Raw genomic sequence first — 11,132 nt, forward strand, 5'->3', positions numbered from 1 at the left:
GACAGGGTCGAGACCGAGCGAAATGGCCTCGCGCACTTCGGGCGTCAGCGGCACCTTGTTGGCCTTGGCGCCGGGCGACAGCGCCACATAGATGAAGTTGTAGGACGGCACGGTCTCGATCTTGACGTCGCTGCCGGTCATCGTCTTGGCCGTGTCCGGGTCGATCTGCATGGCGATATCGGCGGTGCCGCTCTGCAGCATCTGCGCCTGCGCCACCGCATCCTTGGTCTGGCGTATGACGACTTCGCTCAGCGCCGGCGCCGTGCGCCAGTACTTGTCGTTGCGCGCCAGCCGCAGTTCCGAATTGGGCTCATAGGATTTCAGCACGAACGGCGCGCTGCCGGCCGAATGGGCCAGGAACCAGGCCTCGGCATTGTCTGTCGTCGAGGCGTCCGCATCGGCCTTGGCGCCGGCTTCGGAAGCAACCTTGCTGTTGACGACCGCTGCGTAGGGCGCCGCCGCGATGTTGAGGAATTCGGAGCTCGGCGCGACCATCTTGACGACGACCGTATGCGCGTCCGGAGTCTCGATCGAGGCGACATTGTCCATCAGGAACGAGGCGCTGCCCTTGAGGTTCTTCAGCCGCTCCCAGGACCATTTGACGTCCTTGGCTTCGACAGGCGAACCGTCCGAGAATTTGGCGGCCGGGTCGAGCGTGAAGGTGAAGCTGCTCTGGTCGGCATTGCCTTCCCACTTCGAGGCGAGCAGCGGGATCAGCTTGTTGTCCTTGTCCAGCGTCAGCAGCGATTCGTAGACGCTGGAATTGTAGATCTGGCAGGTGTCGCAGAAGGCGCGGTGCGGATCGAGCGAATTGAGGTCGATGTTACGCGCAATGACCAGCGGCTTGCTGTCCTGCGCGAAGGTGGCAGGCGCCCAGAAGGCGCTGGTGGCCAGCAGCACGGCCGCCAGCATCGTCGCCCTGGTCTTGGCTCTTGGTAGGATCGTCATGTCCATTTCATTCTCCCATTTTCTTGTCAGATCTTTGTGGCAATGCGTTGCTCTATCCACCCACGGCAATGAGGGATTGAAGCGCGGCCTTGAGCTTATCAGCGCCGCCCAGTGCGGCGCGGTTGAGCGGGGCCGATACGACGGGAGCCGAGAGGCTTCCCGTCACATGCAGGATCTCGTGATCGAGATAGTCGAACACGCGATCCTGAATCTCTTGTGTCAGCCGTCCGCCAAGCGACAGTCCACGCTGCACCTGCTCGACGACGGCCACCCGGTTGGTCTTGCGGATCGAGGCCTCCACCAGCGGCCAGTCGAGCCCGGTCGGGTCGAGGCTGCGCAGATCGATGATCTCGGCATCGACGCCGGTCTCCTCGACCACCTGCTTGGCGACGGCGACCATGCTGGCACTGGTGAGCAAGGTGCAGGCACTGCCCGGCCTGACGGTTTTCGCCTTGCCGAGTCGCACGCAATAATCGCGGTCATCCGCAGGCACAGGCCCTTCGCTCGGGAACAGTTCGACATGCTCGATGACGACGACCGGATCGTCGCATTTCAGCGCCGAATTCATCAGGCCGATATAGTCGAAGGGCGTCGTCGGGGCGACGATGCGCCAGCCGGGAAACAGCGCGAACAGGCCAGACGGATCGCCCGAATGCTGCGAGCCGTAGCCGGTGTGCGGCGAGACGCGCACCCGGATCACGATCGGCACCGGGAAGCCGCCGCCGAACATGTGGCGCACCTTGCTGACCGCATTGAACAGCTGGTCGGCGGCAACCAGGCAGAAATCGCCGAACATGATCTCGACGATAGGCCGCAGCCCGCAAAGCGCTGCACCCAGCGCCACGCCGACAAAACCGTTCTCGGCGATGGGCATTGCCAGTACACGCTCCGGCCAGCGTTCCAGCGCACCCTTTGTGGCGCCCGAAACGCCGCCGCGCAGCCGGTGCACATCCTCGCCCATGATAATGATGCGCGAATCCTTTTCCATGGCGCGCGCAATCACCTCGGACGCGGCAACCATGAACTTGACCGGCCTGGTGTCGGCTGGCGGCATATCCTCGATCTCGAGGAAACGCTCGCCCTTCAGTTCGGAAAGATCACCGCGTATCTGGTTGTCGACGCCGCCTGGGTCTGGCCACAGATGGTCGGGAATGCCCAGCGCGTTGCCACTCATTTCGGTGAGCGAATCGGCAGCGGTGTTGACCACCTCCATGACGCGCTGGTCGAGTGTGCCGAGGTCGGAAGCGTTCAAAATGCCCATCGTCTTCAGGCGAGCCGCCATCGTGACCAGCGGATCGCGCGCTTTCCAGGCGTCTTCCTCGGCCCGCGTGCGGTAGCCGAATTCGCTACCCGGGCGCGCGCCGCTCTGATGCAGGAAGCGGTAGCAAAGCGCCTCGACCAGCACCGGGCCACCGTCTTCCTCGATCGCCCGGCGCGCCTCGCGCATGGCATGGTGGACCGCCACCACATCCATGCCGTCGCATTCGATGCCGCGAAAGCCGAGCATAGGTCCGCGCGAGGCCAGCCGCGTCTCGCGCGTCTGCTCGTTGATGTGCGTCGAGACGGCATAGAGATTGTTTTCGGCGAAAAAGATCACCGGCAGCCGGTAGAGCGCGGCGATGTTCATCGCCTCATAGGCCGGCCCCGCCATCATCGTGCCGTCGCCGAAAAAGGCGACCGAGATGTTGCCGGTACCGAGCAGCTTGTCGGCCAGCGCATAGCCGGCCGCATGCGGCAGGTTGCCGCCAATGATCGCGCTGGTGCCAGGGATGCCGGAGGCATCGTCGCGCATATGCATCGAGCCGCCACGGCCGCCGCAATAGCCTGACTTGAGGCCCATGATCTCGGCCATCAAGCCGCGCACCGAGCCCTGCATGTCCGGGTTGAAAGCGTCATGCAACGGGTCGAATCCGCCGGGCGTCTGCGCGTTGACAAGCTTGGCCAAGACCTGGTGATGGGCGCGGTGGGTGCCGTTGATGCGGTCGCCCGTACCGAGCACGGACATGGCGCCGACCGCCGTCGCCTCTTGTCCGATGCTGGCATGCGCCGGACCATGCACCAGCCCGGCATTGGCGAGATCGAGCACTTTTTCCTCGAAACGGCGGATGAGCAGCATCTGCTGATACCAGCGCACCAGGCTCGAAACCTCGGCGTCGTTCCAGTCCGAATCGTCGACGTCGAGCCGCAACCAGGGCGCCGATGGCTGGATCGATGTCTGCTGGACCATGTCAGCTATTTCCGTTCTGGTAGATGATATATCAAATATTTTCTCAGTCGATTGCGTCCGGGCACTTTTCCTGGGCACTGCACTGGCTTGCGGGCACCGCACAAATGGAATTAAATTTCATTTTCTGTGCGAAGCCGAGACTAAGCCGGGACGGCGGCGTTCCGCAAGAGGAATTTTGAAGCCAGTTTTCGAGCCATTCCGGCGACAAGCCCCCTGCACCAATTCACGGAGGGAGCGGCTCTGCAAATCAGGCATTCGGCTGGCGGATCGGCTGGGTAAGCGAGCGGCTAGCGATCGGCCTGATGCTGGAAGAACTGCAAAAACAATTCCCGCTCGGTGGTGATGTCGAGCTTCTCGTAGATGCGCCGGCGATGGTTCTTGACCGTGCCGACGGTGATGCCGAGGCGCTCGGCGATGTTGGCCGTCGGGTGGCCGGCGAGGATCAACTGAACCAATTCCCGCTCGCGCAGCGACAGCTCCGGCCACAGACTGGCCGGGATCGTCGGCTCCTGCCGGGGCGAGGCGCCGGGGCCTGTCGGCGCCGACGTGCGGGAGAATTTGGTTCCGCGCGCCTTGATGTCGAGCGCATGCAGCGCCTCGAATACAGGCAACCGCTCGTCCAGCAAAGCGATCTCGCTCTCCTTGAACGACGTGGTCGAGCGGTCGAGGAAGATGCCGAGGCACCAGTCGCCGCCATCGGCAAGCATGATGCCGACCTCGTCGCAGATCTCCGACTGCGCCAGGAAGCCGGCAATGTACTGGCCGCGCTTGGCCTCGTCGTCGGCGAGCCGTTTCAGCGGCATGATGCCCAACCTGCGCTCGCGCCGCCACGAGGCATAGAACGGGTCGAACACGTAGTAATTGTGGAGATAGCGCCGGACCATCTCATCCGAGAAGCGCCGGTGCTTGATGAATTCGGGTGTCTGCGTCGCCGAATAGCGCGTCACCGTGACGAGGTCGTGGTCGATGTCGGCGCCGATCAGGTCGATCAGGCAGTCGACATGCCTGTCCGTGCCGATGGCGGCGATCGCTTTGGCGAGCGGCGCCCAGATATTGCCCATGCCCATGCCCTTTTCTCGGCGATGTCAGCCCAACCGTCATTGTGTCTTTAGGCATATGGCGCGAGGCCATCCAATGAATCTAGCCTGGCGTCAACCTAGACCAGATCCCGAGGCGACCGTGACCCAACCCAATCTCACCGCCCCCATTGTCGGCAACCCAATCGTCATCGGCATCGACGCCGGCGGCACCATGACCGACACGATCCTTGTCGATCAGGACGGCCACTTCAAGATCGGCAAGTCGGCGACCACGCCGAAGAACGAAGCCGAGGGTTTTCTGGCCTCGGCCGAGGACGCGGCGGATGCCTGGGGCATCTCGCTGGAATCATTGTTTTCAGGCGTCAACGTCGTGCTCTATTCCGGCACCGGCATGCTGAACACGCTGTTGTCGCGCACCGGCCGCCGGCTCGGCCTGATCACCACCAAGGGCCTCGAGGACATGATCCTGATGGGCCGCGGGCTGCAGGCCTGGGCCGATTATTCCTACGCCGACCGGCTGCATGCGGTCACCCACCATCATCCCGATCCGCTGGTGCCGCGCCGCCGCACCCATGGCGTCACCGAGCGGATCGACCAGTTCGGCGACGTCGTGCTGCCGCTCTATGAGCACGAGGTTTCTGCAGCCGCAAAAAAACTGATCGCCGACGAGGTCGAAGCGATCTGCATCATGACCATCTTCTCGCACGTCAATCCGGTGCACGAGAAGCGCATCGCGGAAATCTGCCGCGAAGAGGTCGACAAGGCCGGCGCCGACATCATCGTCTACACCAGCCACGAGGTCCGCCCGGTCATCCGCGAGCAGTCGCGGCTGAACTCGGTCCTGATCGAGGCCTACGCCACCTCGCGCGGCCGCAAGCAGCTTAGGGGTATCGAGGACGTCTCGAAGAAATACGGCTTCAAATATGGCGTGCAGACGCTGCTCTCCTTCGGCGGCCTGACCTCGATCAACCATCCGCGCCTGCATGAAACCATGATCTCCGGCCCGATCGGCGGCATCCTCGGTGCTGCCTATGTCGGCAAGCTGATCGGCAATGATTCGCTGATCTGCTCGGACATGGGCGGCACCTCCTTCGACATGGGCGTTATCACGCGCGGCCAGACGCGGATCGAGAACGAGCCGCTGATGGATCGCTTCAAGCTCAACGTGCCGACGCTGCACCTCGATACGATCGGTGCCGGCGCCGGCATGATCCTCAAGGTCGATCCGCTGACCAAGAAAGTCTCGCTTGGACCGGAAAGCGCCGGCTCCGATCCAGGTCCGATTTGCTTCGCCAGGGGCGGCACCGAACCGACCATTGCCGATTGCGATGCGATTCTCGGCCGGCTCAACCCGCACTATTTCCTCGGCGGCAAGGTCGTGCTGCAGGTCGAAAAGGCCCGCCGCGCCTTCCAGGAGAAATGCTCCGACATCCTGGGCGTCGGGCTGGAGGAAGCCGCCGAAGGCATGATCGACATGCTGGAGGCCGACGCCAACAACGCGCTGCGCCGCGTCATTTCGGGCCAGGGCATCCATCCCTCCGAGTTCACGCTGCTGTCCTATGGCGGCTCTGGCCCGCTGCACCTGGCCGGCTGTTCCAGGGGCATCGGCTTCAAGGACATCATCACCTTCCAGTTTGCGGCCGCCTTCTCCGCCTTCGGCTGCACCACGGCTGATTTCATGCGCCGGCATTCGGTGTCGACGCAGCACGACATCCCGTCACGCGCCGATGAGGCGACGCTGGCCGCCTTCGGCGTCAAGGTCACCACGGTCTGGAACGACCTGACCAAGGCCGCGGTCGACGAGATGATCGCCGACGGCCATGCGCGTGAGAAGATCAGGACCGTGCCGTTCCTGATGATGCGCTACACCGGCCAGCTCGAGGATGTCGAAGTGATGGCGCCGCTGGCTGAGGTCAACTCGGCCGACGACATGCGCAGGGTTATCGACGAGTTCGAGGCGGTCTACGCCAAGGTCAATCATCGCGTGTCGCGCTATGGCGAGGCCGGCTTCACCATCACCGAACTCGGGCTGATCGCCACCGCCGACAAGGTCAAACCGGTGCTGCTCAAGCGTCCGCTCGGCAAGTCGGATCCGGCTTCCGCGCACAAGGGCGTGCGCGAGGCCTATATCGGCGGACGCTGGCACAAGGCCAATCTCTACGAGATGGACCTGCTGCAGCCCGGTCACGAAGTCATCGGTCCGGCCATCATCGAACACCCCGCCACCACGCTCGTCGTTCATCCGCAGGACCGCGTCCATGTCGATGAATGGACGCTGCTGCACTACACCCACGCTTGAGAGGGCACCGCCATGTTGGACAAACCTGCTTCGGCCCTGCGCCTTCGCGAAAGACTGCTCGATTCCGAGCGGCTGATGGAAGAGACCGGCTGCTATGACGGCATCACGGAACTCACGCTGCGCAACCAGGATCCGCTGAAGTTCGAGACGCTGCACACCAAGCTGCGCGCCTATTGCGTCTCGGCTCGCGAAATGGCCCGCCGCATCTCGGCCTCGCCCGGCGTGCGCGAAGTCGGCGAGATGGTGGTCGCCATCTATACGCCCGAAGGCGACGCCATCGCGCTCTCCAACGGCATCATGGTGCATGTCCATACGATGAGCCGCTTCATCAAATGGATGATCAAGAACAATTACGAGGAAAACCCGAAAATCCGTGAAGGCGATATCTTCGCCAACAACGACGCCTTCATCGGCACCGTGCAGGTGCCTGATGTCATGGATGTGGTGCCGATCTTCCATGAAGACACGCTGGTCGGCTGGGCCGGTGCCGTCTGCCACGAACTGGAAGCCGGCGGCATCACGCCGGGCGGCGATGTCTGCCTGGCGCAGGAGCGCTTCACCGAAGGCCTGTTCGTCTGCGCCGAGAAGATCGGCGAGAATGACGAGATCCGGCGCGACTACGTCATCCGCTGCGAGCGCAATCTGCGCATGCCGATCTACTGGGTGCTCGACGAGAAGGCCAAGGTCGCCTCCTGCATCGACATGCGCGAAAGCGTCAAGCAGCTGATCTCCGAGATCGGCCTCGACTACTGGATGAAGGTGTCGAAGGAGTTCATCGAGGAAGGTCGCCGCGCCCAGCTCGCCCGCACCCGCCAGCTCACCGTGCCCGGCATCTACCGCGGCCACACGTTCTACGGCCATGTCACGGCGGGAAAGCCCGGCTTCCAGCTGCTCGGCGATCCCGACTGGCTCTACAACATCCCGATCGAGATGGAGATCACGTCAGACGGCAAGATCACCATGGACTTCGAGGGCACGCAGCCCTGGGGCTACCATTCGATGAACTGCACGCCGGCCGGCATGGATGGCGGCATGTTCGTGACGCTGACCCAGCACATGAATTTCGAAGGCCTGGTCAATGACGGTGCCTGGATGGCGACCGAACTGAAACTGCCGCACGGCACCTGGACCAACCCCGACAACGAGATGGTGGCCACCGCCACCTCATGGGCGCTGCTGCTGCCGGCCTACGGTGTTTTCCAACGGCTTTTGTCGCGCAGTTTTGTCGCGCGCGGCTTCGTCGAGGAGGCCTTTGTCGGCCAGGTCAACAGCCCGATGATCGAGATGGGCGGCGAAAGCCAATACGGCACGCCGTTCGGCATGGCGCATTTCGAGTGCGCTGCCGCCGGGTCCGGGGCGCTCGCCATCAAGGACGGTCTCGACACCGCCTATGTCGGCTGGAACCCGGAATCCGACATGGGCAACATCGAGGTCTGGGAACAGTCGATGCCGATGGTCTATATCGGCCGTTCGATCGTGCCGAATTCCGGCGGCGCCGGTAAATATCGCGGTGGCTGTTCCTTCGTCTCGACCTGGCTGATCAACAAGACCTCACATCTGCGGCTCCACACCTCCGAGCACTCCTCGCGCGTGTTCGACAATGGCGGCATGTGCGGTGGTTATCCGGCGCCGACCTGCCAGAAGCATCGCGCGGTGCGCAACTCAGACATTCACGAACTGGCGGCAAAAGGCGAACCGCTGGCGCATTCGCCCGGCATCGACCCTGACGTCTCCGACTACGAGAAGAACATCGGCGGCGACCATGTCGTGGTCGAAGGCCCCTACATCACCTCGCCGCACAAATCCGGCGACATCTTCAGCCATTCCTACAATGGCGGCGGTGGCTATGGCGACGTGCTGGAGCGCGATCCGATCAAGACGGCATGGGATGTCGAGAACGGCTTTCTCACCCGTGAAGCGGCGGACCAGGTTTTCGGCATTGTGCTGAAGGACGATGAAGACGGTTATCCCGTCGCCGATATCGACGCCACGGTCGAACGCCGCGCCGCCATGCGCAAAGAGCGCCTGGCTAAGGCGATTCCGGTGGCGGATTGGATCGCCAAGGAGCGTGGCCGCGTCGGAAAGGCCGACTTCGCGCCCGAAGTGAAGAAAATGTACGCCAGCGCGATCAAGCTGTCGTCGCGCTTCACCAAGGAATTCAGCGATTTCTGGAACGTCGACGCCAAATCGATCTTCACGCCGGGAGCCAAGCCATGACCTCATACAGCAAGGAAGTTCTGGGCGATCTGGCCGCCGGCAAGCTGCCCTGGCCGCAGACAAGGCGCATCATGAGTGCCTACAAGGATGACGACCGTTTCTTCAAGATGGTTGCCGTCTATCAGGATCGTGTCGCCTGGAAGGACCCGATCCTGCTGCCGGTCTCGGACCATCTGTTCATCTGCCAGAGTGGCGATGAGCGCATTACCCGCTGCGAATGCGGCCACTCCTTCGGCGACTATCGGAAGAACTGGAAGCTCAACGCCGTGATTAACGTGCGCAACACCGAGGAGGCTTTGCGCGAGATCTATCCCAACAGCGATCTCCCTGATCCCGAATGGATGGAAATCCGGGAGTTCATCTGCCCGGAGTGCGGGACGCTGCATGAGGTCGAGGCGGCGGCACCCGGTTATCCCATCGTGTATGATTTCGAACCCGACCTCGAAGGCTTTTATCGCGAATGGCTGGGCAGACCGCTTCAGGGGTCCTGAACGCTCGTCGATGGAGGCTGCGCCGCTGTGATTGCCAAATCCGGTCAGGACTGATTGCCTGCCCAAACGAAGCGGAGACCGTGCGCCATGAACAACCTTTCCGGCCGTAGCGCCATCGTGACCGGCGGTTTCTCGGGCATGGGCTTCGCCATTGCCACGGCTTTGGCCGAGGCTGGGGCCAATGTCGCCGTCGGCTCCTACATCGCGCCTGCCGGCGCCGACAGATCCGATGCCGCCTACTATCCGGCCGCCGACGAGATCGAGCGCGTGCGCTCGGCCCTTGCCGCTCATGGAACGAAAGTTCACGCCGCACACCTTGACGTTCGCGACAGCGACGTCACCAACCGTTTCGCGGCTGACGCCGAGACGGCCATCGGCCCCGCCGACATTCTGGTCAACGCCGCCGGCACCACCGCCGAGCAGCCGGTCTGCGGCCATTCCGACGCGCTTTGGGACAAGATCGTCGACACCAACCTGACCGGCGCCTTCCGCGTCACGCGTGCCGTGCTGCCGGGTATGATCGAGCGCGGCTGGGGCCGCATCGTCAACATTGGCTCGACGGCCGCCTTGGTCGGGTGGAAGGACAACCCGGCCTACTGCGCGTCCAAGGCCGGCCTGCTGGGTCTCACCCGCTGCGTGGCGCTGGAAGGGGCGGCGCATGGCGTCACCTGCGTTATGATCAGCCCGACCTGGGTCGAGACCGAACTGATGCGCCGCAATGTGGCGCAGGTCGTGGAGCGCGAAGGCAAGGGGCGCACGCCAGAGGAAGCGATGGCCGAGATCGCCAGGGGCAACCCGCAGCAGCGCCTGCTGCAGCCGCGGGAGATCGCCGCACTGGCGGTCTTCCTGTGCTCCGATCTCGCCAAGGGCATCACCATGGAGAACATCCAGATCACCGGCGGAGCGCTTTGGTAGCGCTCCAGCGGGGTGCTTGCGAAAGTCCAACTGACGGGGACTGAAAAGGACCAGTGTCTAAAAAGGCGCCGGCATCAGGCGGGGCGCTTCCGCTTGCGACGACCGCCTTAGGACGGATTTTTCGCACGCGCCCTGCATCTCGCATGTGCGAAAAGTTCTTTCGCATCTGCGAGAAAAGGTGTTTACTGCTCTTGTAGCACTCGCCATTCTCACAGGCTGACTCTAGATGAAAGTAGCCGGTCTTCGGCCATTCCTGATAGCAGTGTTGGCGGCAGCTGGGTTAAATGGGCTCACTGATCGCTGTGCGCTTGCCGGGGAATCGGAGTTGCACAGCGCGCGGCTGGTTGGTCGCTTTTTGGCGACCGGAACCCAAGCCACATTTGAATGGCCGGGAACTGCCATCGAGGTTGAATTCCAAGGGGCATGGCTCGACGTAGTGCTTGACGACACAGGCCGCAACAGCATGGTCGTTGATGTTGACGGTGCTGTATCCCGCCTTGACTTGAAGAAGGGCGAACACACCTACAGAGTCGTATTGGATACGGTGGCCGCCCGGCACGCCGTGCGTCTTGTCCGCCGAACCGAAGCGTCATTCGGCGCGACTGTTCTCAAGGATATCCGGACCGACGGATCTTTTCTGCCGCCGCAGCCGAAAACCCGCAGCTTTTTAGTCATCGGCGACTCCATCTCGGCGGGTTACGGCGTCGAGGGCAAGGACGCCAAATGCCGGTTTAGCGCCGATACCGAGAACCAGTACTTGACCTTTGCCGCAGTCGTGGCGCGCCGCTTTGGAGCAGACGTTACGACGCTTGCAGCATCCGGGAAGGGCCTTGTCCGCAATTATGATGGCAGCACCAACGCAACGATGCGCGACCTCTACACGCGACTGATGCCGTCACGTCCTGACCGGGAGCAACTGCCTGATACCAATGTCATTGTCGTGCATCTCGGCAGCAACGATTTCAGTGGTGGCGCGCGGCCGCCGGATTTTGTCG

Annotated in this window: 8 protein-coding genes; 5 read left to right on the plus strand and 3 right to left on the minus strand. The window is 62.9% G+C overall.

What is annotated here, in order from left to right:
* The 3 genes from EN994_RS05330 to EN994_RS05340 form a co-directional block, all read right to left on the minus strand.
* A partial coding sequence (locus tag EN994_RS05330) for an ABC transporter substrate-binding protein (protein WP_245465986.1) occupies nt 1-912 on the minus strand: 912 nt, incomplete at its 3' end.
* A gap of 88 nt (nt 913-1,000) precedes the next feature.
* On the minus strand, nt 1,001-3,175 hold the full coding sequence (locus EN994_RS05335) for an alpha-ketoacid dehydrogenase subunit alpha/beta (protein WP_063169872.1): 2,175 nt from the start codon (nt 3,173-3,175) through the stop codon (nt 1,001-1,003).
* 287 nt (nt 3,176-3,462) lie between these two features.
* Entirely contained in the window at nt 3,463-4,242 is a 780-nt protein-coding gene (locus tag EN994_RS05340; protein ID WP_063169873.1) for a helix-turn-helix transcriptional regulator, read from the minus strand.
* A gap of 112 nt (nt 4,243-4,354) precedes the next feature.
* On the opposite strand from EN994_RS05340, the gene EN994_RS05345 reads away from it, so the two are divergent.
* The 5 genes from EN994_RS05345 to EN994_RS05365 all read left to right on the plus strand — a co-directional run.
* Nucleotides 4,355-6,514 carry a hydantoinase/oxoprolinase family protein gene (locus EN994_RS05345; protein ID WP_082826633.1) on the plus strand — a complete coding sequence of 720 codons (2,160 nt, stop codon included), beginning with the start codon at nt 4,355-4,357 and terminating at the stop codon, nt 6,512-6,514.
* A 12-nt stretch (nt 6,515-6,526) separates the two neighbouring features.
* Entirely contained in the window at nt 6,527-8,731 is a 2,205-nt protein-coding gene (locus tag EN994_RS05350) for a hydantoinase B/oxoprolinase family protein (RefSeq protein WP_063169874.1), read from the plus strand.
* Entirely contained in the window at nt 8,728-9,222 is a 495-nt protein-coding gene (locus tag EN994_RS05355; protein WP_063169875.1) for an acetone carboxylase subunit gamma, read from the plus strand. The genes EN994_RS05350 and EN994_RS05355 overlap by 4 nt, the downstream gene beginning before the upstream one ends.
* A gap of 87 nt (nt 9,223-9,309) precedes the next feature.
* Nucleotides 9,310-10,137, plus strand: coding sequence for an SDR family NAD(P)-dependent oxidoreductase (locus EN994_RS05360; RefSeq protein ID WP_013528123.1), 828 nt, complete (start codon nt 9,310-9,312; stop codon nt 10,135-10,137).
* Nucleotides 10,138-10,363: 226 nt separating this feature from the next.
* Nucleotides 10,364-11,132 (plus strand): GDSL-type esterase/lipase family protein (locus EN994_RS05365; RefSeq protein WP_206530375.1); only part of this gene is annotated, 769 nt, incomplete at its 3' end.

This window comes from Mesorhizobium sp. M7A.F.Ca.CA.002.09.1.1 (assembly GCF_003998555.1).
In the GTDB taxonomy this organism is placed as follows: Bacteria; Pseudomonadota; Alphaproteobacteria; order Rhizobiales; family Rhizobiaceae; genus Mesorhizobium; species Mesorhizobium ciceri.